Origin of the sequence: Pseudosporangium ferrugineum, assembly GCF_003002065.1 — a bacterium.
Taxonomy (GTDB): domain Bacteria; phylum Actinomycetota; class Actinomycetes; order Mycobacteriales; family Micromonosporaceae; genus Actinoplanes; species Actinoplanes ferrugineus_A.
In genome coordinates this window covers 19,977-46,238 of the sequence record NZ_PVZG01000006.1, presented here as the reverse complement: position 1 = coordinate 46,238, position 26,262 = coordinate 19,977, and the positions used below count along the sequence as shown (strand labels likewise).

The 26,262-nt window shown below is 71.8% G+C and carries 17 protein-coding genes and 1 pseudogene; 9 read left to right on the top strand and 9 right to left on the bottom strand.

Annotated features, from left to right (window positions below):
• The first annotated feature begins 106 nt into the window (after nt 1-106).
• The gene (locus CLV70_RS14310) at nt 107-892 is read left to right on the top strand and encodes a L,D-transpeptidase family protein (RefSeq protein ID WP_106127265.1); all 786 of its coding nucleotides are present in this window, start codon (nt 107-109) and stop codon (nt 890-892) included.
• A gap of 37 nt (nt 893-929) precedes the next feature.
• Complete coding sequence (locus CLV70_RS14305) at nt 930-2,486, top strand: aKG-HExxH-type peptide beta-hydroxylase (RefSeq protein ID WP_158277765.1); 1,557 nt, start codon at nt 930-932, stop codon at nt 2,484-2,486.
• A gap of 10 nt (nt 2,487-2,496) precedes the next feature.
• Here the strand turns inward: CLV70_RS14305 and fxsT (CLV70_RS14300) are convergent, their stop codons facing one another.
• The 3 genes from fxsT (CLV70_RS14300) to CLV70_RS14290 form a co-directional block, all read right to left on the bottom strand.
• Entirely contained in the window at nt 2,497-6,396 is a 3,900-nt protein-coding gene (gene fxsT / locus CLV70_RS14300; RefSeq protein ID WP_146164063.1) for an FxSxx-COOH system tetratricopeptide repeat protein, read from the bottom strand.
• 149 nt (nt 6,397-6,545) lie between these two features.
• A complete protein-coding gene (gene fsxC, locus CLV70_RS14295; protein WP_106126975.1) occupies nt 6,546-7,754 on the bottom strand; it encodes an FxsC protein in 1,209 nt (402 codons plus the stop codon).
• Between the two features lie 115 nt (nt 7,755-7,869).
• Nucleotides 7,870-8,418: a hypothetical protein gene (locus tag CLV70_RS14290; RefSeq protein WP_106126974.1), complete on the bottom strand. Its 549-nt coding sequence runs from the start codon at nt 8,416-8,418 to the stop codon at nt 7,870-7,872.
• Between the two features lie 353 nt (nt 8,419-8,771).
• On the opposite strand from CLV70_RS14290, the gene CLV70_RS14285 reads away from it, so the two are divergent.
• Together CLV70_RS14285 and CLV70_RS14280 are read left to right on the top strand one after the other, a co-directional pair.
• Nucleotides 8,772-8,981, top strand: a complete 210-nt coding sequence (locus CLV70_RS14285; RefSeq protein WP_146164062.1) for a hypothetical protein — start codon at nt 8,772-8,774, stop codon at nt 8,979-8,981.
• Complete coding sequence (locus CLV70_RS14280; protein WP_106126972.1) at nt 8,978-10,147, top strand: FxsB family cyclophane-forming radical SAM/SPASM peptide maturase; 1,170 nt, start codon at nt 8,978-8,980, stop codon at nt 10,145-10,147. The genes CLV70_RS14285 and CLV70_RS14280 overlap by 4 nt, the downstream gene beginning before the upstream one ends.
• Here the strand turns inward: CLV70_RS14280 and CLV70_RS14275 are convergent.
• Nucleotides 10,113-10,931 carry an AAC(3) family N-acetyltransferase gene (locus CLV70_RS14275; RefSeq protein ID WP_245908223.1) on the bottom strand — a complete coding sequence of 273 codons (819 nt, stop codon included), beginning with the start codon at nt 10,929-10,931 and terminating at the stop codon, nt 10,113-10,115. The two genes, CLV70_RS14280 and CLV70_RS14275, sit on opposite strands and share 35 nt — an antisense overlap.
• A gap of 87 nt (nt 10,932-11,018) precedes the next feature.
• Between CLV70_RS14275 and CLV70_RS14270 the strand changes: the two genes are divergently transcribed.
• From CLV70_RS14270 to fxsT (CLV70_RS14260), 3 genes are all read left to right on the top strand, one after another.
• Nucleotides 11,019-12,809 (top strand): RyR domain-containing protein, encoded by a 1,791-nt coding sequence (locus CLV70_RS14270; protein ID WP_106126971.1) that lies wholly within the window; start codon nt 11,019-11,021, stop codon nt 12,807-12,809.
• A 139-nt stretch (nt 12,810-12,948) separates the two neighbouring features.
• Complete coding sequence (locus CLV70_RS14265; RefSeq protein ID WP_158277764.1) at nt 12,949-14,232, top strand: TIR-like protein FxsC; 1,284 nt, start codon at nt 12,949-12,951, stop codon at nt 14,230-14,232.
• Nucleotides 14,233-14,241: 9 nt separating this feature from the next.
• On the top strand, nt 14,242-18,135 hold the full coding sequence (fxsT, locus tag CLV70_RS14260; protein ID WP_146164061.1) for an FxSxx-COOH system tetratricopeptide repeat protein: 3,894 nt from the start codon (nt 14,242-14,244) through the stop codon (nt 18,133-18,135).
• 120 nt (nt 18,136-18,255) lie between these two features.
• Here fxsT (CLV70_RS14260) and CLV70_RS14255 read toward each other — a convergent pair whose 3' ends face one another.
• The 5 genes and pseudogenes from CLV70_RS14255 to CLV70_RS14235 all read right to left on the bottom strand — a co-directional run bounded on the left by CLV70_RS14255 (nt 18,256) and on the right by CLV70_RS14235 (nt 23,535).
• Nucleotides 18,256-18,447, bottom strand: a complete 192-nt coding sequence (locus tag CLV70_RS14255) for a hypothetical protein (protein WP_106126968.1) — start codon at nt 18,445-18,447, stop codon at nt 18,256-18,258.
• Between the two features lie 366 nt (nt 18,448-18,813).
• A complete protein-coding gene (locus tag CLV70_RS14250) occupies nt 18,814-20,433 on the bottom strand; it encodes an HEXXH motif domain-containing protein (RefSeq protein ID WP_106126967.1) in 1,620 nt (539 codons plus the stop codon).
• Entirely contained in the window at nt 20,430-21,533 is a 1,104-nt protein-coding gene (locus CLV70_RS14245; RefSeq protein WP_170148616.1) for an FxsB family cyclophane-forming radical SAM/SPASM peptide maturase, read from the bottom strand. Before CLV70_RS14245 ends, CLV70_RS14250 begins: the two co-directional genes overlap by 4 nt.
• A 73-nt stretch (nt 21,534-21,606) precedes the next feature.
• Nucleotides 21,607-22,698, bottom strand: a pseudogene (gene rho / locus CLV70_RS14240) (transcription termination factor Rho); the annotation flags it as partial.
• A gap of 291 nt (nt 22,699-22,989) precedes the next feature.
• Nucleotides 22,990-23,535: a TIGR03086 family metal-binding protein gene (locus tag CLV70_RS14235; RefSeq protein WP_158277763.1), complete on the bottom strand. Its 546-nt coding sequence runs from the start codon at nt 23,533-23,535 to the stop codon at nt 22,990-22,992.
• Between the two features lie 173 nt (nt 23,536-23,708).
• Between CLV70_RS14235 and CLV70_RS14230 the strand changes: the two genes are divergently transcribed.
• Both CLV70_RS14230 and CLV70_RS14225 read left to right on the top strand, forming a co-directional pair.
• Nucleotides 23,709-25,142 carry a hypothetical protein gene (locus CLV70_RS14230; protein ID WP_106126963.1) on the top strand — a complete coding sequence of 478 codons (1,434 nt, stop codon included), beginning with the start codon at nt 23,709-23,711 and terminating at the stop codon, nt 25,140-25,142.
• A 42-nt stretch (nt 25,143-25,184) separates the two neighbouring features.
• Entirely contained in the window at nt 25,185-26,192 is a 1,008-nt protein-coding gene (locus CLV70_RS14225; RefSeq protein WP_106126962.1) for a calcium-binding protein, read from the top strand.
• Nucleotides 26,193-26,262: the final 70 nt, after the last annotated feature.

Genomic DNA, 26,262 nt, shown 5'->3' with positions numbered 1-26,262 from the left:
GGGTGCCGGCAGTGCCGCCAACCGTCGGGCTCGATGTCAAGGGTTCATTGGACATCGGTGGTCATGATGGGTCCACCCGTGTGATCATCGGTGGTGAGGAGGCGTGGTGCGCAAAGCTCTGACCTATGCCGTGGCCCTGGCCACGGCGGTGTCCCTGGTTGCCGGCTGCGACACGGGCGGCTCCGACCCGGCCGCGGCCCCGGCGCCGTCCGGCACCACGACGAGCGCCGCGCCCTCGGCCTCCGCTTCCGCGCCGGCCCCGTCGGAGCCGGCGACCCCCACCAAGCCCCCGAAGCCCAAGAAGCTGAAGAGCGGCGCGAAGGGCGACAAGGTCGTGGCGTTGCAGCAGCGCCTCACCGCCCTCGGTTACTGGAACGGCAAGGCGGACGGCAGCTTCGGCTCGAAGACCCAGCAGGCGGTCTACGCGCTCCAGAAGGCGGCCGGCCTCACCCGCGACGGCGTGGTGGGACCCAAGACCCAACAGGCCCTGGACCAGGGGGTACGCCCGAAGGCGAAGAGCCGCAGCGGCCGGGTCATCGAGATCAGCAAGAAGCGCCAGCTCCTGATGCTCGTCGACGACGGCAAGGTGACCGAGGTCTTCAACACGTCGACCGGCTCGTACGAGCATTACGAGCACGACGGCCGGACGTACCTCGCGGACACCCCCAGCGGCAAGTTCACGGTCTCCCGCCAGATCGACGGCTGGCGCAACGCCCCGCTCGGCATGCTGTGGCGCCCGAAATACTTCAACGGCGGCATCGCGGTGCACGGGTCGGCGAGCGTGCCCCCGTACCCGGCCTCCCACGGCTGCGCCCGCCTCTCGGTCCCGGCGATGAACTACCTCTGGTCCTCCGGCAAGATCCCGCTGAAGACCAAGGTCTGGGTCTACTGACGGGCCCCACCCATCGACGCACGTGACAATATGTGGCGTGCGGCCGCTGACGTTGACCACGGACGAGCTCGACAGCCTGGCCTCCGGTCACGGCTCCGACGAGGCCATCACCCAACTCCTGGCCGGCCAGCTCGCCAAACGCCGCATCCTGCTCTGGGGAGTGGTCCGCGACGCCCGCGCGGCCGGCCGCCCGGTCGAGGCCCCCGTACGCCTCCTCCTGTCCGTCCACGCCCACTCCCCCCGGACGGTCGACGAGGTCCTGTCCCACCCCCAGGTCGACGCCTGGGCGAGCACGTACCCGAAACACGGCGACCTCGGATACCTCCACGCCCTGGCCGCCACGGCAGCAATCCGCGCCGGCCTGCCGTTCACCCTCGACGTGCCGCCCTCGGCCGGTGCGGTCACCCTGCCCGGGCTGGGCGCGCTGACCGAGTCCGAGGTGCCGCTCCGTCTGGCGTTCGACGGTGCGGCATTGACCGCCGACGGCAAACCCGCCGCGCCCGGCCCCCGCTCGGTGGTCGACCTCGGCGACCTGGGCGGCCCGGCCGTCGCCGTCGAGGACGTCGATCAGTACCGCGACCGGTACGGGATGCCACTGGCCGACCGGCGGTTCGATCTCGCCGGCTTCACCGCCCTCTGCCGGGAGGGCTGGAAGATCCTGCTCGCCGGCCATCCGCGGCACGCGCGCATCGTCGGCCGGATGGTGCGCTCCTTCGTGCCGCTGCAAGCACCCGGCGACCGTACGGAGCGCAGCGCGTCGAGCAGCCACGCCTGCGGGTCCCTCGCGATCGCCCCGCCGGCCACCGGCACCTCGATGGCCATGCTTCTGCTCCACGAGACCCAGCACCTGAAGCTCGGAGCCGTGCTCGACCTGGTCGACCTGGACTCCGGAGACCGGGAACCGCGCTACCGGGCGCCGTGGCGTGGCGACCCGCGCCCGATCCGCGGCCTGCTCCAGGGCACGTACGCGCATCTCGGCGTGACTGACTTCTGGCGCCGGCACGACCGTCGCCAGTTCGCGTACTGGCGTGCCCAGACCGCGCAGGCCGCCGCGACGCTGGCCCGCTCGGGCGAGCTCACGATTACGGGCAGCCGTTTCGTCCGCCGGATGCGCGACACCCTGGACGCCTGGGCCCAGGAGCCGGTCAGCCCGGGGGACCTGCGGATCGCCGGCATCTGCGGCGCGGTGAACGAATTGGTGTGGTTGCTGGCCAATCGGCGCATCCCCGCCTCGGCGCGGGCGGAGCTGGTGACCGCCTGGCGAAACGGGTCCCGCCCTCCGCCCGCCGCCGCGGCGAGCGGCGCGGACACCGGGGTCTCCCCGCGGATTCTCGCGGCCGTCCGTGCCGGGGCGACCGGCCTGCCCGCCGGGGATCGGGCACTGCTCGCCGGCGACCCTCGAGCGGCCGCCGGGCACTACCGATCGGCCATCGTGGCCGGAGCCGGCAACGACGACGACTGGGCCGGCCTCACCCTGGCCCTGGGCGGCTCGACCCGGCCGGAGCTCGCGCGGGACCTCTACGCGGCCCTGGCCGGGGACGGCAGCGCGCCGGATCCCCGCGACGCGGTGCGGTGGTGCGCGACCATCGACTGAGCGCCACCGGTCAGGTCGGCTGCAACTCGATGTCGACGTCGATCCGCCGGGCCTCGAGGGCGGCCGTGGTGTACGGGTGCCGCTCGCCGAGCAGTTCCGCCGCCCGGGCCTGCGCCCGCGGGAGCTCGGCGCGCGCCTGCGGACCGTCCTTGCGTTCGCGGGCGCTGAGGGCGAGGTTCACCTCCGCGGCCACCACCGTGGGGTGCTTCTCACCGAGCTGCTGAGCCAGCCGGCGCTGGATGTCCCGGTCGAGGAGGTACGCCTCCTCCACCTCGCCGACCCGCAGCCGCCCGGTGGCGACGCTCGCCTGCGCCATCAGGGTGTAGGGATGCGCCGGGCCGAGCACCGCCTTCAGCCCGCCGGCGGCCTCCTCGGCCCGCGCCCGGGACGTGGTGAGGTCGCCGTTGGCGCGCTCGACCATCGCCAGGTCGGCCGCGGCGATGAGGGTGAACGGGTGCTTCGCGCCACGGCGGTCGCGGTAGAAGTCGTGCACCCGCTCGGCGTGCTTGCGAGCCGTGTCCACATCGCCCAGCCACCACAGCGCGAAGGCCATCTCGAGCTCGGCCACGATGGTCTCCGGATGCTGCGGGCCGACCAGCGCGGTGAGCCGGTCGTACGCCTCCTCGGCGATCTCGCGGCCCCGGCGCGCGTCGCCGGTGAGCCGGAGAACCGCCGCGAGATTGGTCGACGCCCGCCAGGTGCGGAAGGAATCCGGGGCGCTCTCCCGCTGCGCGGCCACGAGGGCCTCCAGCCCGTCCCGGGCGTCCGCGTAACGCCCGCAGGCCCGCAGATTGCGGGAGTAGTTGTCCCGGCTGGACGCCACCCGGTAGTCGTTCGAGGCGAGTAGGCGGTTGCCCGCCTCCAGCACGCCCCGGGAGACCTGGAGGGCCTCGAAGAAGGCGCCGGTCAGCCGCAACGAGAGCGCGTAGTTGTTCTGTTGCATCAGGGTGCGCTCGTGGCTCGGGCCGAACACGTCGCGGGTGCGGGGGGCCGTGCGTTCGTCGAGGTCCCGGGCGGCGAAGAATTCGCCCAGGGCGCGGAGGGAGGCTGCCAGGCCGCCGGCGGCGATCAGGGTGTACGGGTGGTCGATGCCCAGGACCCGGGTCATGCGTTCGACGACGTCGCTGTCGAGCTCGTACGCCCGCTTGGTGTGCCCGCGTTCCCGGGCGATGTTGCCGCGCTCGGACTGGAGGCGGAGGGTGAGGATGTCGTCGGCGCCGAACAGTTCGGCCCAGCGGGTGTGTACGCGGACGACGAGGTCCTCGGCGCCGACGAAGTCGCCGCGGTAGCGCAGGTAGTTGGCGAGGTGGAGGAAGAGGATGCGAACGTCGGGGCGGGACGCCTCGATCGCTCCTGAGGCCTCCAGGTGGGCGCGCAGTTCCTCGTACACGGGCCAGTTGTCGGAATTTTCCCGCTCGCCGCGTTTGACGCTGGCCAGGATCCGCCACAGCTCCTCGCGGGTGGCCACCTGATCCTCGGGGCTGAGGCTGTCCCGCACGATGCCCTGGGTCAGGCGGTGCACGACCGCGCCGCCGACGGCCGTGTTGACGCGGGCCAGCGCGTAGCGGCCGATGACGCTGATCAGGGTGCGCTGCAGCAGCGGGTCGTGCATGTTCGGGTCGAGCTCGGCCAGCCGGTCGGAGAGCCGCTCGCTCTCCAGCAGGCGGAACGGGATCGCCTCGGGAGCCAGGAAGGCGAACAGCTCCAGCAGCCGGGCGGCCGCGGGGCTCTCCGCGCGCAGCCGGTCGAACGACAGCTTGACGCTGGCCGTGGTCGACAGCTGGTCCGGCGGGGCCTGCTGGTCGAGCAGGCGGGCGGCGCGGGCGGCCAGCTCGCTCAGGTAGTCCGTCGCGGTGGAGCCGGTCAGGGCCAGCCAGGCCGCGGCCTGTTCGAGGGCCAGCGGCAGGTCGCCGAGCGCGTCGGCGATCCGGTCGGCGTCGTCGAGGGCCAGGCCTCGCACCCGGCGGCGGAGCAGCTCGACGCTCTCGCCGCGGGCGAAGACGTTCACGTCCAGGCGCGGGACGTGGAACTTCTCCGTCCAGTGCGGGTTGCGCGAGGTGATGATGACGTGGCCGGTGCCGGTCGGCAGGAAGTCGTGCAGCTCCTCGGGGGAGTCGGCGTTGTCGAGCACGATCAGCCACCGCGACGACGGCTTGCCCTGGCGCAGCAGCTCGCGGACCGCGATCACCCGCTCCTCGGCGTCGCCGGGGATGCCGAGGCGCTCGGCCAGGTCGGCCAGGCTGGTCCGGACCCGGTCGGTCTGCTCGGCGGAGATCCACCAGACGATGTCGTACGTCGCGGCGAACCTGTACGCGTACTCGAGGGCGATCTGGGTCTTGCCCACGCCGTTGATGCCCTCGAGCGCGACGCGGCCGCCCTCGGTGTTCTCCGTCGCCAGCAGCTGGTCGCGCAGCGCCTCGAGGAGCAGGTGCCGGCCCGAGAAGCTCGCGTTGCGCACCAGCTGGAGGTTCCAGTACTCGGCGCGGACGCGGGGATAGCGGATGCCGTCGTCGGTCTCGTCGTGGCCGGTCACGCGGCTGAGCTCCGGCTGGATCCGCAGGGTGCTCAGCACCTGGTCCAGGGCCCGGTCGGCGCTCATCCGGGTCAGGTCCACGCTCGGATAGCGGTTCAGGTTCGCCGGCAGAGAACCGGCGGCGGTCTGCACCGCGACCGCGAAGTCGTCGTCCTCCCGGTCGTGCTGCTGCTGGAGGGCCAGGGCGAGCTGCTCGTTCTCCGGGAACGTCTCGTAGTCGCGGGAGATCAGCGTGACCACCCGGTCGAAACCGTCGAGGTCCGGCAGGTCGGCGCCGGCGAAGTGGAGCTGCGGGTGGTGGCCGGCCCGGCCCAGCTGCTCGCACAGCCATTCCGCATACACCCGGTCGAGGGGCACGTAGTTGATCAGGATGCGGCAGGGCTCGATCGGCTCGGAGCGCTCGAACAGGCGGAGCACCCGCTGGCGGGCGCCCTCGTCGACCACCGGCGCCGAGACCTCGGGGCCGGCCAGCCGCCGGGCGAGCCGGACGTACGGCGCCAGCAGCGAATTCTCCAGGCGCGGCAGATCACCGAAGGTCGCCAGGATCTCCTCGTACGCGTAGTACGCCCGATAGGGCAGCTCCACCGAGCCCCAGTACTCGTCCGGGTCCGCGATCCCGGACTGCTCGAGGAACGAGGCGAAGGTGCGGTGGGCGTACGCCCGGCCCCGCTCGAGCCGGCGCTGCTCACCGTCCTCGACGCGGGTCGGCACCGGCAGGATGCGCGGCGGGGCGGCGTCGCGGCGTTCCCGTGCCTTGACGATGGACCGGGCCACCGCCTCGGAGCCCTCGATGCTCTGCGTGTTGAGCGTGAAGCAGGCGACGACGGTGTCGGGAAGCTGGACCGTGCAGATGCCGGCCGTGTCGCTCAGCCCGGTGCGGCTGTCGATCAGCACGAAGTCGTAGGACGCCCGCATCCGGCGCTGCATCTCGTCGAAGAACGCCCCGCCGTGGGCGAGCCAGAAGGAGTCCCAGTCGAAGGTGCTCACGATCGTCGAATACTGCGGTCCCTGCCGGCCCGCGCTGACGAAGTCGAGGCAGCCCGTGCCGAAGTCCCAGTCCAGCGACACCGCGTACTCGTGGATGTCGGCGAGCTCCGCGAGATCGAAGCCGTCGTCCTCGGACAGGGTGGCGTCCGAGACCCGGCGGATCATGTCGATCACGCCGTCGGTCTCGCGCAGGTCCTTGTCGCGCAGGAACGGGTGGAAATACCGGTGCAGGCCGGGGGACTCGAGATCCCAGTCGACGGTGAGCACGCGGTAGCCGTTGGCCGCGAGGATCCAGGCGATGTTGGCGAGCGCCATGGTGCGCCCTGTCCCACCCTTGTAGGAGTAGAACGTGACCACCTGTCCGTCCGAGCGATCAGCGGATTGGGTCACGCCGGCTCCCCGTTCCTCGGGACGTCATCGACGTCGTCGTCGCGCCGATTATCAGACTGCCTGTCAAAGAACGAACGAACCAACATGCCGACCGGCCACTCCTGACTGGCGCGATTTTCCCCATTGCAGCTTGACTGGACTGTGGCCGGTCACGGACCACGCAGGATCGGCCGGTCCCCGCCCGTACCCGAGGGGGGGACCTTGCGTCCCGATCGGAACATCCGGTTGCGCCCCTCTTCCAGCGCCGCCGCGAGCTGACCACCGAAGCTGTCCGGGGTGGGCAGCCGGCCGCTGTAGAGGGCGTCCGACCGGTCCAGGAACTGCGAGAGGGTCTGCTCGACGTCGAAGAGCAACTCCTCCCGGCTGCGCTCGCTCTCCTCGTCCGCGCCGCTGAGCGGGACGAGCAGGGCGGCGTCCGGCAGGCCGGCACCGTCGGCGTCGGACAGTCGGCGGCGGCTGTCCGGGAGCCGGGTCGCCCACGGGTCCAGCAGCAGAACCACGAGATCCCGCGCCTCCCGCGCGAGGTCGAGGGTGCGCCGCAGATCCTTCAGGTCGGTCACCTCGGAGCCGAACAGGCGCTCGGCCGCGACCGCCTTCGCCTGTTCCGCCAGCGGGCGGCTGTACACCGGCAGGTACGGCGCCCAGTCCGCCGATTCCTTGCCGTAATAGTCGAGCACGGATCGCACCTGCTCCATGTCGTCCCGCGAGCCGGCGGCGACGACGAACCGCACGTTGCGGGTCCCCCGGGTGAGCCGGTCCGGCGCCCCGCTGCCGGCGTCCGCGAACGCGTTGGGCGTCCGCGCCGGTGCGGGCAGCGGCCAATACTCGCCGAGCGGGTGGGCGCGAGCCGTCCGCACGATCCGCTGGGCCAGCCGGTGCACGAAGGCCCGGTACTGCGGGCGGAGCGAGCGGAGGCGGAGATACTGGCCCAGCGGGCGGCGGGGCTCGGCGGGGTCGGCGGGCACGAACTCCGGGAAGCCGGCGGAGAGATCACGGACCGCCGTCCAGCGCAGCGGCAGCAGCGACGGCGCCTCGGCCCCGCCCTCGTCCCGGAACCGCCGCAGGCGCTCCCGGAAGATCCACCAGTGCCGTCCGGCGCTCTCGTTGAGCAGCGACCGGGCCGAGCACAGGGGCAGAAAGACCTGACACCGGGCCAGCGCATCGGCGGTCGCCGCGGGCCACGCCGTGGCGTCCGGATCCAGGTCTCGGGCCAGCTCGCCGATGTCCGCGCTCCGGGTCTGCCCGGTCAGCTCCCCGACCGCGTGGCGCAGGTCGCGGAAGAGCTCCTCGACGTACGCATCGTCATCGCCGCGGACGTGGCTGACCAGGAAGTAGGGCACATGCTCCTCCGGGGCCACGGCCGCTCCTGCCGTTGGCCCTGTCATCACCGGGACGCCGGATCACACGGGAGCGACACGTCGGTGATCGGGCACCCGAGGACCATAGTGGTCGGACGGCGCCGGCCCCCGGACATCACGTTGTCGCACTTCCGACAATGAGCGGAGTGGACGGCCGGCGACCCGGTTCCGCACCGAAGGCCCGCGACCGCCGGGCGCGCTCCGGCCAGATCCGATTCACCGGTACGGCGGCCCGCCGGGCCAACCAGACGGCGTGGGCGGTGCTGCCGGGCTGCTCGTCGGCGTGCCCGTCCCAGACCGCGATCAGCTCCTGGCAACGCGCGACGACCTGCTCGTTCGCGAAGGCGTACGCCGCCGCTCCGGAGCGGGGGAACGGACCGACGATCACCTCACGGGCACCCGCGAGAAAGCTCTCGAGAACGTGGCACGACGCCCGCCGGCCGCCACCGCCGCCGAGCTGGTCGGCCGCCGGAAGAACCACGTCGTAGGTGCCGCCGAGAGCCGTCAGCACCTCGGCGAAGATGCGGTCCGGACCGGGCGCCAGACAGGTGACGCCGTGCAGGGGACCCCGGCGTCCGCGCAGGTCAGCGACGAGCGCCTCGCGTACGCTGCGCATCGTGGATCGGGTCAGGTGAATGTGGCCGGTGATCCCGATGCTGTGCATCCCGGCACCCCTTCCCCATTGCCCCGCCGCCTGCCCCGTGCAGTGAGTGTGACCGAGAACTTCAAGCCTAACGGCGACGCCGCCCCGCCGAGCGTCAAGCCCGCAATTTGCCACTGATCGTCGGATCTGACCCCGCGGTGACCCGTCGGACATAGACCGGTAACGCTGGACGGTCGCCCGCCCCCGAGGCAGACTCAGCCTGAGGAGAGCCCCACGGCAGCACCACCGCGGACGATGACGTCACGGGCGGTTCCTCCGGCTTCGAGAGCGCGATCGGCTGTTCCGCGGCGGTGCCCGTCGCCGTCCCGGATCTCCGCGGGGAGTGGATGCAGATGTCACGCCATGACGAGTCCGTGATTCGCACGAAACTGCTCGACCTCGAGGAGGAGTTCGCAGACGTACTGGCGGCCGGGGTGGGCGAACCCGCGTCCGTGCCGGCCTCGGCGCTGTCCCACTCCCTGAACCGGCTGCGCGATCCGGGCGAGGACTCCGTGTCGGGGTTCCAGAGTGCCATCGACGGCCACCCCGGGGGGCCGCCGGGTCGCGGTAGTGCGATCGGGTGACCGACCCCACGGCGACCCGGCCGTTCCGCGAGGTCGTCGTCAAGGTTCACGGGCGTTGCAATCTCGCCTGCGACTACTGCTACGTCTATCGGCACGCCGACCAGAGCTGGCGTCGCAAGCCCGCGATGATGAGCCGGCACACCGTCGAGCGGCTCGCCGATCGGCTCGGTGAGCATGCCCGGGCGCACGAGCTCGGGCGGCTGCGGGTGGTTCTGCACGGTGGGGAGCCGCTCCTGGCCGGCGTCGACTTCCTCCGGTACGCGGTCGGCACCATCCGCGCCGCGCTGCCGGACGGGACCACGCCGACGTTCGCCGTGCAGACGAACGGGGTGCTGGTGGACGAGAAGGTGCTGCGGGCCTTCGCCGAGGAGGAGATCCGGGTCGGCGTCAGCCTGGACGGGTCGCGCAGCACCAACGACCGGCACCGCAGGTTCGCGGGGGGCCGCAGCAGTCACCCCGCGGTGGTCCAGGCCCTCGACCTGCTGCGCTCCGCGCGCTTCCGCCATCTGTACGCCGGCATCCTGTGCACCGTCGACGTGCACGCCGACCCCGTGGAGACGTACGAGCACCTGCTCGCACACGCTCCCCCGGCCATGGATCTGTTGCTGCCGCACGGGAACAGGCAGAGCCCGCCGCCCGCGCGCCCGGTGGACGACCGGCGGTCCGCGTACGGTGACTGGCTCGTCGCCGTCTTCGACAGGTGGTACGCGGCGCCCGTACAGGAGACCCGGATCCGGTTGTTCGAGAGCCTCCTGGACCTGCTGCTGGGCGGAACCGGCCACACCGAGGCGCTGGGCCTGGGGCCGATCGACGTCGTGACGGTGGACACCGACGGCGCGATCGAGCAGAGCGACATCCTCAAGACCGCCGCCGAGGGCGCGGCCTCCACCGGGCTGCACCTGCTCACCGGCTCGTTCGACGACGTCGCCCAGCATCCCGGCATCAGGGCGCGCCGGGCCGGCCTGGACGGGCTCGGCCCCGAGTGCCGGGAGTGCCCGGTGGTGCGGATCTGCGGCGGCGGCCTGCACGCCCACCGGTACGACGGCACGAGCTTCGCCCAGCGCAGCGTGTACTGCCCGGATCTCTACCACCTGATCGCGCACGCGCACCGGCGGCTCGGCGCCGACCTGGTCAGGCGCCGGCCCCGGGGGCGGCCCGGTATCTGATGAACCATTTCTGGGCGTACTCGACGGCGTCCGGAATCGGGAAGAGCCGGCACGGGGCGGCGCCGGCCCGGCCGGCCGAGACGACGCCGGTGTGGCGTTCGAAGTCGGCGCCGAGCCGGGCGAAGTCGGAGTCGTCGAGCGCCACGTCCTCGTACTCGCACCAGCGTCGCCCACCGTCGGGGGTGAGGATCGCGCAGCCGTAGGTCCGCCGGGGCGGGAACGGGACCCGGTACTCGCCCAGGTGGAACGCGGTGGCCTTGGCGAAGCCGACGCCGAGCAGCAGCGTCGCGGCGCCGGCCGCGTCGAGGGCGGCGAGCGGGGATCGCTCGCCCAGGTGACACTCGATCCGGTGATCGCTCATCAGGTCGGCGGCCCGCGGCCCGATCGCCGCGAACGACGTCTGCGGGTGGGCGCTGCGGACGGCGCCCGGCCAGGTGCGGACCTGTTCGGGGATGACGCCCACGCGCGCGCTCGGGGTGCGGGCCGGGTCGAACCCCGGGAGGGTGTCCCGGATGACCGGCCACCAGGCCTCCGGCGGCCGCGGGGACCAGGTCGACGGGTCCCGGTTGTCCGCCGTCTGGCTGGGCACGACCAGCGTTCCCCCCGGTCCGAGCACGTCGAGCAGCGCCTGCACGACGGCGAGGGCGCCGCCGCTGACCCAACCGAGCGACCGGAGGGAGGAGTGGACCAGCAGCACGCCGTCCGGGCGTACGCCCAGAGCGCGGAAGTCCCGGGCCAGGGACGCCCGGGTGACCGGGCCCGCCGCACCATGATCGATCAACACCCGTGGATTGTGCCACCGCTCCTGGCCTAAAGTAATCCTTCCGTCGCTTTACGTTGCACGGCCGATCCTTCGGGGGGTGAAAGGCTGGTGACGGCACCCGACGAGCGCCGCGGCTGGTCCCGCGCGGCAGCCGTTTCGTGGCGGCTCCTGTTCCCGGCGATCGCGATCGCCGCCGTGGTCCTCGGCTATCGCGGAATGGGCACGCTGCTCGCGGGCCAGGACGAGTTCGCGAACAACCTCTGGGACCGCCTCTACTACACGTTGCAGCTGTTCGTGCTCGGTGCACCGCCGCTCGACGAGGGCGGCACGCTGCCGGCCTCGTTGCAGGCAGCCCGGTTCCTCGCCCCGGCGGTGACCATCTACGCCGTCGTGGAGACCGTCCGGCTGTTGTTCGCCACCGAGCTGACCCGGCTGCGCGCGCGACGGTCGCGCGGGCACGCCATCGTCTGCGGCGACAGCATGGTGGCCGATGCCCTCACCGCGCGGCTGGCCGAGGGCGGGCGGCGGGTGGTCCGGGTGGTGCGGCCGGAGGAACGCGCCGGCGGCCGGCGGGGCATGCTGGTCGTGCCCGGCGACTCGACCCGTACGGGCCTGCTGCGGGGCGCCGGCATCCACCGCGCGGAGTCGCTCTACGTCTGCTCCGGCGACACCGCGCGGAATCTCTCCGTGGTCCTGGCGGTGGCCGGCGTGGAGCGCAAGGGTCCGCTGCGCGTCCACGTGCAGGTCGACGATCCGGAGCTGTGCCTGGCGTTGCAGGCGCGCCGGCTGGGGCGGCGCGAGGAGGACCGGCTCGCCGTCAACTTCTTCAACTGGCACGAGCGGGCGGCCCACGCCCTGCTCAGCGACCGGCTCCCGCCGATGCACCCGGACCGCCCCACCCGGGTGATGGTGATCGGCGCCTCCTGGTTCGCCCGCACGCTGATCGTGGAGCTGGCGCGCACCTGGCGGATCCGGGCCGCCGGGCACCCGCTCGAGGTGATCGTGGTGGACGCGCACGCCTGGGAGGCCGTGCACCGCCTGCAGCGGCTCTACCCGTTCGTGGGCGAGGTCTGCCGGCTCGTCACCCGCAACCGCGACGTCGCCTCGCTGCTCGACGGCGACCTGCCCGACGCGCCCTCCGACCGGGTCTACATCTGCTGCGACAACGAGGAGGTCGGGCTCAAGATCGCGCTGACCATGGACCACTTCTGGCGCGGCGGCCCGCGCTCGGTGATCGTACGGCTGGGCCAGCTCGGCGGCCTGGCACAGGCCTTCCACGGGCCGGGTGAACGCCTGCTGGACCCGGTCTCGGGCACGCTGGACATGTTCGACGCGCTGCGCGCCGGCACCGACCTGACCCTCACCGAGGACAGCCTCACCGAGCGGCTGGCCCGGACGATCCACGAGCGCTACCTGCGTCAGCAGCTGGCCGCCGGCGCCTCGCTGGGCGCCACCCCGGCGTTGCGCCCGTGGGATCGGCTGGCCGCGGATCTGCGGGCCGCCAACCGCGCCCAGGCGGCGGACATCGGCGCGAAGCTCAACGAGGTGGGCTGCGCCCTGGCCCCGAATCCGGTCTGGGGCGACCCGGACGTCCTCACCGGAGAGATGCTGGAGCAGCTCGCGAGGCACGAACACGAGCGGTGGTGCGCCTTCAAGGAATCCACCGGCTGGCGGTACGGCCCCGAGCGCGACGAGCTCAACCGCCGGCATCCGGACCTCGTGGACTGGAACCGGCTCTCGGAGACCGCGCGTGCCAAGGACTTCGACGCCGTCAAGCAATTGCCGGAATTGCTGGCAGACGCGGGATTTCGGATAGTGCGCGTCCGGCCGGACCCACCGGCCATCCCCGCACCCCGCGTGGCAGGCGACAACCAGGACCTGACCACGTTGCCGGGATGATCGCGGCGGCCTTGCCGGCGGACCGCATCCTGAAGTCATTCGCACTTGCGTAGCTGTTCACTAAACGTCCCGATCAATATACTGTCCGTCACGCGGCACCGTCCGCCGCATGGGGCCTCGATCCTTTGTCGGAGACTGCGTGCTGTATTTCTTCCTCAGTTACGCCCGCGGCGGCGACGACGTGTACGTGCAGGAATTCTTCAACGACCTCTGCGACGAAGTGCGCGCATTGGAGGGACTCGACCCCGCCACCGAGGTCGGTTTCCTCGACAACCGCAACATCCAGCCGGGCGACACCTGGCCGGACACCCTGGTCGACGCGTTGTCGCGGTGCCAGGCCTTCCTCGCGCTGTGCTCACCGGCGTACTTCCTCAGCGAGCCGTGCGGCCGGGAATGGGCGATCTTCCAGGAGCGCATCCGGCAGCACCAGCTGCGCACCGGCAACACCGGATCCACCCTGATCCCGCTGCGATGGCTGCCGTCGCGGACGATGCCGCCGGCCGCTCAGATCATCCAGTACGTGCCGGAGCCGCGTCACGAGATCGACAACCGCCACCAGGAACCGCACCGCGAACGCGGCATCCGCCAGCTGTTGCGGATCCGGCGCAACCGCGACGACTACCTGGAGTTCGTGACCACGGTCGCGGAGCTCGTCGTCGAGGCCACCTGGCGAGACCCGATGCCCACCGCGGCCGAGCGCCTGCCGTTCGACGGGGTGCCGAGCGCCTTCCACACCGCGATGCACGTCGACGCCGTCCCGCCGGCGGTCAACGGCGGCCCGCCCCCGGTCATCGAGCCGACGAGCCTGCTGCCCTCCTCCGACAAGGTCTACTTCGTCGTGTCCGCGCCGACCGCCGAGGAAGCCGCCGACGAGCGGGTCGGGCGCGAGGACCGGCAGTATTACGGGCCGACCGCGCGCAGCTGGTCGCCGTACAAGCCGGGCACGCACGAGCCGCTCGCCGACTACGCCGCCCGGATAGCCGCCGGGCGCAGCCTGCGCGCCCAGATCACCGAGGTGGGCGAGCTGGAGGCGTGCATCGACCAGGCCCGGCGCGACAACCAGATCGTGGTGCTGCTCGTCGATCCCTGGAGCACCAAGATGGACGCCAACCACGAGATCCTGGTGCGCTACGACCGGCGCGAGGACCACCCCGCCGCGGTGATGCTCCCCTGGAGCACCGACGACCTGGAGACCTCGCAGAAGACGCCCGAGCTGAACGCCGCCGTACGCCAGACGTTCCCGCGCAACATGCGCCGGCCGCACACCACCACGTTCCGGCAGAGCGTGCTCACCACCGAGAGCTTCCGCTCCGACCTGCAGGCCGTTCTCGAGGAATCCCGCAACCGGGTGATCGCGAACGGCACCCTCCAGCGCCCGTTGCCCGGACCACGCGGTAGCCGTCCCATCCTCGAAGGGCCCTAGGTGACGACGATGAGCAACGGTCGCATCGTGACGTTCTACTCGTACAAGGGCGGCACCGGCCGCACGATGGGCGTGGCGAACACGGCGTGGCTGCTGGCCGCGAACGGCTTCCGGGTGCTGGTCGTCGACTGGGACCTGGAGTCGCCCGGCCTGCACCGCTACTTCCACCCGTTCCTGCTCGACAAGCAGCTGACGTCCTCGCCCGGGATCATCGACATGATCCGGGACTACGCGTCGGCGGCGATGGAGCCCGGGCACGCCGACACGGTGGGCTGGATCGACGAGCACGCCGCCGTCCTGGACTACGCCGTCTCCCTGGAGTGGCAGTTCCCCGAGGGCGCCGGCATCGACCTGCTCCCGGCCGGCCAGCAGGACCGCTCGTACGCCCGCAAGGTCAGCACGTTCGACTGGTCCAGCTTCTGGGACCGCCTCGGCGGCGGCCTGTTCATCGACGCGCTCGCGGAGAACATGCGGGCGCACTACGACTACATCCTGATCGACAGCCGCACCGGCCTCAGCGACAGCGCCGGGATCTGCACGGTCCAGCTGCCGGACACCATCGTCAACTGCTTCACCCTCAGCACGCAGAGCATCGACGGTGCGGTCTCGGTCGCGCGTTCGGTCAGTGCCCAGCGCGACCGGCGGCCGGTGCGGGTGCTGCCCGTACCGATGCGGGTGGAGAACGCGGAGGCGCTCAAGCTGGAAGCGGGCCGCGACTACGCGCGCCAGGAATTCCAGCCCTTCCTGGCCTCGATCGGCGAGTCCGTCGACCGCTACTGGGGCGAGGTCGAGATTCCCTACAAACCCTTCTTCGCGTACGAGGAGATCCTCGCCCCGTTCGCGGAGCGGCCGATGGTGGAGAGCTCGCTGCTGGCCGCGTACGAGCGGCTGGCGAGCTGGATCACCGACGGCGCGGTGCACGAGCTGCCGCCGATGGACGACGGCATCCGCCGCGACTGGCTGGTCGAGTTCGAGCGCCGGCGGCCGATCTCCGTGTCCGACGTGCTGATCAGCTACGCGCCGGTGGACCGGATGTGGGCCGAGTGGATGGCGGCGGAGCTGGCCTCGGCCGGCCTGCGCTCCACGCTGTCCGATGTGGACTTCGTGCTCCCGGACGGCACCGACGGGCTCGGCGACCGGGGTACCACCGGGACGCGCTTCGCCCTGGTGCTGCTCTCCAAGGACTACGTCGCGTCCCGCAACGCCCTGCCGACCTGGCGGCAGATCGCCCGGGCGGGCAGCGGGAACCGGGCGCCGCTGGTCCCCGTACGCATAGACGGCACCCGGCTCGACGCCCCCTACCTGGACCGGCCGCCGGTCGACCTGACCAGCGCGGCCCCGGAACGCGCCCGCGAGCTGCTGCTGGCCGCGGTGGGGGCGGAGCCCGGCGGCGGGCAGTCCCGGCGCATCGGCCCGCGTTTCCCGGGCTCCCTGCCGCCGGTGTGGAACGTGCAGCAGCGCAACGCCGACTTCACCGGCCGCGGGATCATGCTCGAGCAGCTGCGCGACCGGCTGTCGGCCAGCATCACCGCGGTGGTGCCGCAGGCCCTGTTCGGCCTCGGCGGCGTCGGCAAGACCCAGCTGGCCCTCGAGTACGCCCACCGCTTCGCCGCGAACTACGACTGCGTCTGGTGGATCTCCGCGGAGCAGCCGCACATGATCCGCTCCTCGCTCGCCGAGCTCGGCCGGGCGCTGCACCTCGAGGGCGGCGACAACCTCGACGAGGCCGTCCGCATCGTGCTCGACGCGCTCCGGCAGGGCCGGCCGTACCAGCGGTGGCTCATCGTCTTCGACAACGTCGACCGCCCCGAGGACGTCCGCGACTTCATCCCGCAGGGCGCCGGCCACGTCCTGCTGACCTCGCGCAACCAGGCCTGGAACCAGGAGGCCCAGGCGGTCCAGCTCGGCGTCTTCACCCGCTCGGAGTCGGTGGCGCTGCTCGTCCGCCGGGTGGCCCAGCTGGAGCTGGCCGACGCGGAACAGGTCGCCGACAAGCTCGGCGACCTGCCGCTCGCCATCGAGCAGGCCGGCGCCTGGCTGACCACCACGCTGATGCCGGTGTCGCAGTACCTCGAGCTCCTCGACACCCAGCTCATGCGCATGCTGGACGAGAACCCGCCGCTCGGCTACGAGAAGACCACCGCCGCCACCTGGCTGCTGTCCCTCGACCGGCTCCGGCACACCCGGCCCGCCGCGGCCAAGCTGCTCGAGGTCTGCGCGTTCTTCGCACCCGAACCGATCTCCACCAAGATCGTCTACAGCAGCCGGTTCACCCAGGTGCTGCTGCCGTACGACGCGGCCCTGCGCGACCCGATCCTCCAGGGCCAGCTGCTCCGCGAGATCGGCCGGTACGCCCTCGCGACCGTCGACAACGCTCAACGCGGCATCCAGATCCACCGCCTCGTCCAGGCCGTCATCCGCAACAGCCTGAGCGAGGAGGAGCAGCGCACCAACCGCGAGGACGTCCAGCTGATCCTGGCGTCGTACGAGCGCGGCAGCCCGGACAACCCCGAGAACTGGCCGACGTACGCGCTGCTCTGGCCCCACCTGCGCGCCTCGGGCGCCCTCGAGTCCGGCGACCCCGCGGTCCGCCAACTGGTCACGGACGTCGCCCGCTACCTCGAACAACGCGGCGACTACTCGAGCAGCCGCGAACTCGCCCAGAGCACCCTCGAACTGTGGCGCGCCCGCTTCGGCGAGGACACCGCCACCCACCTGCTCAGCTTCTACCTCGGCAACGCCCTCCGCTGGCAGGCCCAGTACGAGGAGTCGTACCGGCTGAACCGCCACGCCCTGCAGAGCCTGACCGACTCGGTCGGCCCGATGCACCCGTACACGGTCATGGTCGCCGGCAGCGTCGGCGCCGACCTGCGAGCCCTCGGCCGCTACCGGGAAGCCCTGGACATCTCCACCGACGCCCTGGACCGAGCCCGCGAGGTCTTCGGCGAATCCGACGACCGCACCCTCAACGCCGCCATGAACCTGGCCGTGTCACTCCGCCTGGTGGGCAACTTCGCGGCCGCAACCGACCTCGACGAACAGGTGGTCACCGCACGGCAGCGCTACTTCGGTGCGGACTACCCGCGAACCCTTCAGGCGACCGACAACCTGGCACACGACCTGCGGGCGCAGGGCCAGTTCGCTCGCTCCCGCGAGCTGCTCGAAAGCACGGTGGCGCGATACCGCGAAGTGCTCGGCAGCAGTGCGTCACTGACGTTGCGAACGGCCAAGAGTCTCGCCGCCACCTTGCGCAAGACCGGCGAATTCGCGGCCGCGCACGCGCTGACGAACGACACCCTGCGCCGGTACCGCGAGACGGTGGGCATCGAGCATCCGGAAGCCCTGTCCTGCCTGATGAACCGGGCCTGCGAGGAGTCGGCGCTCGGTGATCACGCCGGCGCGCGGGCCACCGCCCAGCAGGCCGTCAGCGGGTTCCAGCGGGTCTACGCGCCCAACCATCCGTTCGTCCTCGCCGGCATCAACAACCTCGCCGTATTCACCCGGCTCGCCGGTGCCGTGGCCGAGGCCCGTGCGCTCACCGAGGAGGTGCGATCGGGATTCCGGTCGACGCTCGGCGATCACCACCCGTACACGTTGTCCAGCGAGGTCAATCTCGCCAACGACATGTACGAGGCCGGCGAGTACGAGGCCGCGCTCCGTCAGGACGAGGAGACGTGGGCGGCGCTGGTACGCGTCCTGGGCAACGACAATCCCGACACCCTCGCGGCCGCGGCGAACCTCGCGATCAGCCGCCGGACGACGGGTGCCACCACCGGCTTCGAGGAACTGAAGGGTGACACCGTCAGACGGGCCCGTATCGTGCTGGGCGACAAGCATCCCAACGTCATCGCCATGTCCCAGGGGCGCCGGCTCAACTGCGACATCTCCCCGCCGCCCATCTGACCGACCCGGACCGCTCGGGAGTGGACGGACGCCGCCGCCGACCGGGACTTCTCGGACGAATGCCAGGCACGCCGACAGCGCAGGCGATACCATGACACGGCAGGAGGCCGCCCGGAACCGTCAGGAGACGTAGGAGCCAAAAGGCGAGATCGCTTCGCCCTTCGACGACACCATGCGATCGAGCACGGACGCGAGCACCGGCTTGGTCACCCCGTGACGCAACTTATGCAGCTCACGCAGCGATACGCCGACAACGTTCGGGACCTCGGTCTCGATGCCGTCGGCCACGCCGACATCGCTCGCGTGGCGCATGCTGAGTTCCCTCTTGTGCCTAGGGGTGTAATGGCATGGCGCATTCTGCCAACCCGCCATTGACGGGAGTTTGGCACCCCCCCAGCAAATCACGTGATCAACCGCCGTGTTGGGCATTCGCCCTAACCTGATGGCATTGATACCGAATTGCGGCGGTCGACCTTCTTTCCCAGGTCAATAACCCCGGGAGCACGATGCATCCGTCGGCGCAGACCCGGAACGAGTGCATGATTCGAAAGGCGCGAGCCGTTTTTCACGACGCGCGATGTCACTCCTTAGGGTGTACAAGGAGCAAGTCCTGTCCCGGCAGGCACACGAGCATCTAGTCATACCGCGACCGCAGACTTGCCTCAACCCGATCGGCGATCAGGACCCGAACGAGCTACCGGCGCCCAGCCACAAAGAGACGGCGACCACATCGACAGGGTGACCCTCGGCGGTCAGGGCGAGGGTCAGGGCGCGGACCAGATCCGGGCGGCGGCGGCATACCGTACCCCTGATGTCGTCGTCGGCGACCGCGAGGGCGAAGCCCACCCAGGCGTCGTCGTCGCCCGAGGGTAGGCGGGCGGCGTACAGCTGGGCCGCCCTCGTCTCGTCGCCGTGCAGGTAGGCCTGCTCCGCCTCCTCCCCCGGTGGGCCGCCGACCAGGGCCGTGCGGATCGCGCCCACGATGCCCGGGAGAGCCGACGGTTCGCCCTCCGCGTTGGTGCGGAGGACGCCCGCCGGGTTCAGGGGGCCCGGGTCGCGGCCGGCTCGCCAGGCGGTCAGGAGGGCGGCCAGTTCGGCGTCTTCCGGGCGCCAGTTGCGCAGGCGCCAGCGGATGGTCTGGGCGAGGACCATCGCCTCGACCCAGCGGGAGGTGCCGGCGGGGATCTCCTCGTCCTGCCAGGTGGCCAGCGTGTCGTGGAGTCCGTGGACGAAGCGTTCGCCCTCGGGGGTCAGTTCGCCGGAGTCGCTCAGGGCGCCGACGGCCAGCCAGTTCTGGTGGCGCCAATATCCGAACTCGACCACGGCGGCCGGCGGGGCGTCCGGTTCGGCGCGGCGGAGGCGCCAGTAGTCGGTGACGCCGGTGTGGGCGTACACGCCCTGGAAGAGCGGGCCGACCGGGCGCGGGTCCATCCGCCAGGGGGCGAGGAAGCGGGGCTCGCCGCCCGGGTGGTGCAGGTCGACCAGGTCGCGGAGCGCGTCGAGTTTCATGTGCATGAACTCGTGGATGAGCAGGAGGCACAGCTCCTCGGCGGTCGCCGGGATCACCACCGCCACCGAGCCGGACGCCTGGCGGGAGGCCGCGCTGACGTTTCCGCCCGTGCTCGGGGTGGCCAGGGGCACGATCGAGCGGAGCAGGATGCGCATGGCGTCGGCGTGCCCGGGGTGGCGCCGCGTGGTGATCTGCCACGCCTCCCGGAGCAGGCCGGCGAAACGGTCCGCCGCCGCCTCGTCCAGGCGGGGGGCCGGACGCCAGTGGTAGCAGTCGCGGTAGGGCTCGAGGTCCTCGATGGCCACGGCGTACCCGGGCTCCAGCTCCGCCGTACGCAGCGGTTCCCAGCCTTCCGCGCCGACCGTGTCCGGGGTGACCACCGCCGTGGCGCCCTCGTGCGCGAGGGCGCCCAGCCCCGGCAGGTAGACCTCGCCGTGGGTGACCGGCACCTCCAGCCGGAACGGCAGCCCGGCCCGGACCCCCGCGGCCGCCGCCACCTGCGCCAGATACCCCGTGCCCTCGCCCGTACGCAGCGCCTGGCCCGCCCAGACGTCGAGGTGCGGGTGCCAGAGGAGCTCGGCGGTGGCGTCCCGGTCGGCCTCGTCGGCGCGGATCAGCAGGTCCATCGCCGGGCTGGCCGGACCGGTCGCCTCCATCAGCGCCTGGAGCAGCAGTTTCCGCTTGGTCAGCTGCCCCTCCCGCAGCACCCGGACGGCGTCCGGCGAGCCGTATCCCGCGGCGAGGCCGTCGAACTGGGCCGCGGTCAGGGCGTGATGCGGAACTGTCATCGGCTCCCCAGGTCCTGGGTCATGCGCTGTTCGATGTGGCGGATCACGGCGTACAGGTCGTCGCAGTAGGCGGAGGGATTGTCGAAGGAGCCGTCACGGTAGCGGTGCGCCCGAAGCCCACCGCCGCACACCCGCAGAACCGGGCACGACAAACAGGTCTCCGAGAGGCGTACGGGCGCGTCGAGCCGAGCCATCACGTCGTCCAGCGAGGCCGTACGCACGCCCAGCCCCGTCGCCGCGGCGCCGTCCACCGTGGTCTTGAGGGAGTCCGTCTCCTCGTACGTCCCGTCGGTCTCGATGACCACGATTCCGGCCTGGTCCCCGCCGATCGTCTCCAGCGTGCCGTGCCCGCCGAGGAGCCGGACCATCATCGACTCGAAGAGGCGGATGTGCGTGCGCACGACCGGCGCGTCGTACCAGGCGTCGAAGACCTCGATCAGCCATTGCGCGTACGACCTGGCGCCGGGCGGGCGGGGCGGTGGGTTGGTCCAGTTGCCGTGCGGCAGGAGCAGGTCCAGCGCCGGCGGGTCGAACGCGGCGAGGTCCTCGTACACGGCGACGGGGTCGTTGCGGACGTCGATGGTGCACAGGAGTCCGCTGTAGATGTCGCGGTGCTCCGGCCGGGCCAGCAGGCGCAGGCCCGCGGCGGCACGCTCGTACGAGCCCCGGCCGTTGACGTGGATCCGGTGCCGGTCGTTGGCGGCGCGGCCACCGTCGAGGCTGACGCCCACGCGTACGCCGTACCGATGAAAGATCTCAAGAAACCGCTCGTCCAGGAGCATGCCGTTGGTCTGCATGCCGAAGCGCACCTCGGTCTCCGGCGGCATCGCGGCGCTGATCGCGCAGAGCGTGTCCGCCACCCCGTCATGCCCCGCCAGCAGGGGTTCCCCGCCGTGCAGGACCACCGAGATCGCGGCCGGGCGGTGGGCGCCCACGTGCTCGGCGATCCGTTCGGCGACCAGCTTGCGGGTCTCCTCAGTGAGGGTGACCGGCTGTCGCTTCCACGTCTCGTCGACGCTGTTGTAGACGTAGCAGTACGCACAGGACAGGTTGCATCTGCTGTGCAGCTTCAACACAATCTGACTGACCGTGGCGGGCACCGGGCCATCCTGCCAGTACCCGGCCGCCACCCGAGGCTGAATCGCGGGGACTGGGAGTCCGTCTCCTCCGGGCTCAGCCGGCCACGGCGAGGGAGTGCGCCACCCGCCGCAGGAATTCGCGGTTGGACCCGGTGGTGCGCACCTGCTCCAGCAGTTGCTGCAGCCCTTCGCGGCCCTGGCCGTGCAGCGCGCGGCGGATCTGCGCCGCGATGGCGAGCTCGGCGGGGGCGAGCAGGTTCTCGTCGTGGCGGGTGCCGGAGGCGGCCAGGTCGATCGCGGGGAAGAGGCGCGCCTCGGCCAGCGCGCGGTCGAGCCGGAGCTCCGCGTTGCCGGTGCTCTTGAACTCCTCGAAGATCACGGTGTCCATGGCGGAACCGTTGTCGACGAGCGCGGTCGCGATGATGGTCAGCGAGCCGCCGTTCTCGATGTTGCGCGCGGCGCCGAGGAACCGCTTCGGCGGGTAGAGGGCGCTGGAGTCCAGGCCGCCGGAGAGCGTACGCCCGCGGCCCGGCGCGATCAGGTTGTACGCCCGCCCGAGCCGGGTGATCGAGTCGAGCAGCACGACCACGTCGGCGCCCTGCTCGACGAGTCGCTTGGCGCGCTCGATCGCCAACTCCGCCGCGGCGGTGTGCTCCTGCGGCGGCCGGTCGAAGGTGGCCGCGATGACCTCGCCCTCGACCGAGCGCTGCATGTCGGTGACCTCTTCGGGCCTCTCGTCGACCAGCACGACCATCAGGTGGCACTCGGGGTTGTTGTGGGTGATCGCATTCGCCACCTGCTGCAGCACGGTCGTCTTGCCGGCCTTCGGCGGCGAGACGATCAGCGCCCGCTGGCCCTTGCCGAGCGGCATCACCAGGTCGATGACGCGCGTGGTCAGGAGGTGCGGCTCGGTCTCCAGCCGCAGGCGCTCCTGCGGGTACAGCGCGGTGAGCTGGTAGAAGTCGGGCCGGCGCGCGGGGTCGCGGCCGTTGACCGTACGCACCCGCAGGGCGGCCGGCCGGCGGCCGTCGACCCGGGCGACGCCGGCGATCCGGTCGCCGCGACGCAGGTCGAGCCGGCGAAGCTGGTCACGGGACACCGGGATGTCGCCGGGACCGGGAAGGTAGCCGTCGCCGCGCAGCCAGGCGCGGTCGTCGACGATGTCGAGCATGGCGTCGACGGGTACGTCGACGCCTGATTTGTCCGTCATAGAGGTACTCCAAGGGAGCGTCGGGAACGACGCGAAAAGGGAGGAAAACTGGCCTCTGGGGGCGGATCCGCCGCCGGCATCCAGGGCTCGGTTGCGTTAACCGTAGCACCGAACCCTCGGTTTGCGGCCACCCTGCCGGCCATCTCCGGCCGCTGACTTGCCCGGACTGCCACCGGTGCGGCTCAGCCGATGGCCCGGCTCAGCCGATGGCCCGGCTCAGCCGATGGCCCGGCTCAGCCGATGGCCCGGCTCGACCGCTGGCCCGGCTCAGCCGGTGGTGCGGCGGCCGAGGAGGGCGGCGAGGCGGTCCAGGGGCGGCGCGGCCGGCTCCGCGGTGACCGGCGCAGCGAACGGCCGGCGGTCGCCGGGCATGCCGGTCAGCATCGGCGCCGTGTGGGCCAGCTCCTGCTCGACCACGTCGTCGGCGAAGCCGGTCGGCTGTCCGGTGGCCCGGGCCAGGTCCCAGCCGTGCACCAGCAGCTCGGTGAGCCGCAGGTGCACCGCCAGCACCCCGGACACCCGCCCGAAAGGCACCTCCACCGTGCGGTCCAGCGCGCCGGGCCGCCGCAGCGCCGCGGTCAGCGTCTCCACGCTCTCGTCGAAGCCGGCCCGCAGGGTGCGGAACGTCATAGGCTCGGCGGTGAGCGCCGAGGTGACCATCGCGTTGCCGAGCACCAGGTGGCTGACCAGGGCCTGGACGTCCCACTCGGGGCAGGGCGTGGGCTCGCTCCACTGATCGGGCTTGATGCCCGCGATCAACCGATCCACCCGCTCGGCGGTGGCCGTCAGCTGATCCACCGTCGCCGTGGTCACCCTGGACACCTTAGGGGTTACGCGCACGTCCGCATCCCGGTCCGTGCCCGGTCGGCCAACGCGGAAGTTTGTCCACAGGCCACGTTTCCGGGGTCGCCGGCAGCCCGCGCCGAGCCGTAAGGTGACCCCCTCGACCGCGTCCGGCGCGGTCGTTCGCGGGAGGATCTCACGTCATGGCTCGGTGGTTCCGGTCGAGGCTGCGCACTTCCGGCGTCGTCGCCGTCGCTCTCCTCGGTGGTTCCCTGCTCGTCCTGCCCGCCGTCTCACAGGCCGAGGAGCGGCCGGCCGCTCCCGCCCCGGCGGCGGAGCATCCGGCCGACCGCCTCACCACGAGTCCCCGCGCCGGCGGTCGCTCGGCCTTCCGTTTCACCCCCGCCTCGGGCGACAGCAGGGCGCCCTACGCCTTCGTGTCCACCGGTGGCACGGTGCGGGCGCAGGCGCTCGGCAAGCCGTCCGCCACCGTTGCCCAGGCGAAGTCGGGCGCGCCGGTGCGCGCCGCGCAGGCCCGCGCCGCCGCCACCACGTACAAGACGACGCTGACCGTCAAGTCCGAGAACTGGACCGCCTGGAACAAGTCCCTGAACCTGTGGAACCGGGACACGTGGACCTACGTGCCGGTCACGAACCCGGCCAACTCGCTGAGCGCGACGGTGAACCTCCCGCCCGGCAACTACTACGTCGCCGCGATGTACGGCATCTACGACGTCGACAGCTACATGCTGACGAAGTCCTTCACCGTCAAGGACAAGCCGCAGACGGTGACGCTGGCCGAGACCTCCGCCAAGGAGGTGGCGATCAAGGTCGACGACACCACGGCCCGGCAGGACGGGAGCGCGGTCTGGATGTCGCTGCCCAACGGCGACCTGGTGGGGTTCGCCGGCGGCTACGGGGTCCGGACGTACGTGACGACGGCCTCGACGCCGGGCACCACGCTGCGCGTGCACGAGGTGCTGACCAAGTCCGGCTCGTCCGCCGCAAAGCCCACCCCGTACCGGTACGACCTGGTGAAGAGCTGGGCCCACCCGCTCCCGGCGTCGCCGATCACCACGGTGAAGACCTCGTCGCTGGCGAAGACCACGACCACGGTGCGCGCGCCGGGCACCACCATGCCGGGCTCGTACGGGACCGTGCCGATGACCGGCGAGTGGACCGGCGCCTACGTGGCCACGTCGATGCGGTTCCCGGCCGTCTTCACCGAGTACGTGACGCCCGGCGTGACCATGTCCCGGATGGTCTCCTACGGCGACGACCGGTCCCTCTTCCCGCGTGACCGGAGCCTCGCGGCGGGAACCTCCGCCGGGGAGACGGTGGGCGCGGGTCCCCTGGCGCCCGGCCGCCGGTTCTACGACGACGACTCCCGGCGCGAGCGCAACACCCTCTATTTCCTGGAGAACATGACGCTCGGGGACGCCGCCGGCAACCGGGGAGCTGATTCCGGATCCACGACGTCCATGCGTCTCAGCAGCGGTCGCGAGGTGCTCGGGGAGTCCCCCAACGGCTCCCTGGCCGTGGAGGTGCCGTCCGCGCGGCAGACGTACCTGCTGGAGCAGACGTCCACGCAGCGCGCGGCCTGGGCGCGACTGTCCACCAAGGTCACCAGCGAGTGAACCTTCGCGTCGGGCGGGCCGGAGTGGGGCATCCTGCCGCTGATGGATCTGGCGATCGGCGCGTCCGGCCTGGATCAGCGCAACCGCGCCGGCTCGGCGCCGGTGGGCCTGACCGTGGTGCCGTCGACCCGGGTGAGCTCCGCCGCCGGCACGGTCGACCGGCTGGAGTGGTCCGCCGACGACGGCAGGACCTGGACCGAGCTGCCGCTGACCGGGTCCGGTGCCGCGGCGGCGGCCTCGCTGACCGTGCCGGCGACGGCGGCGTACGTCTCGCTGCGGATCAGCGCGCGTAACGACGAGGGTGGCGCGCTGCGCCGCACCGTGCTGCGGGCCATCGCCGGGCCCGCCGTGCCGGGCGACGAGTCCGCCGGCGGCACCACGATCTCCAACGTCAAGGTCAACGGCGGCAAGGGCCTGTCCATCGGTACGTCGGGCGAGGTCCAAATCACCGCGACGTTCACGGCCGGCGACCCGTCGGGCATCGCCAGGGCCGGGTTATACCTGTGGCACGGCAACTTCAACGCCCCGGACGGCATCGAGTTCGCCGCCACCGAGTGCGTACCGGTCAACCCGACGACGTCGACGTGCACGGCCACCGTCTACCTCTGGGACGTGCGCTTCTCGCTGGCCAGCAACGCCCTGGCCGGGAGCTGGCGCGCGGCGGCCTGGGCCACGGCGAAGGACGGCATCGGCTTCACCGACCGCCACGGCGCGGGCAGCGTGGCCCTGAAGCGGGCCACCCGGCTGACGGCCAACGCCACGCCGGAGCCGGTGAAGAAGGGCAAGACCGTCACGGTCACCGGCGCCTTCACCCGCGCCGACTGGAGTGCGGGCAGCTTCAAGCCGTACGCGTCGCAGCCGGTCACCCTCGCCTGGTCGAAGATCAACACGTCGGCCTGGGGCACGGTCAAGGGCTTCAAGTCGGACTCCGCCGGCAACCTGAAGACGACTGCCACGGCGGGCTCGGACGGCTCGTACCGGTTCAGCTTCGCCTCGGACTCCGTGTCAGCGGTCTCCAACAGCCCGGCGGATTACGTGGACGTGCAGTGACGGCCGCCCATCCGGGCAAGGCATTGATTCGGTACGCACGCTGATGCCAGGATGAGGCGGACGTGATCGA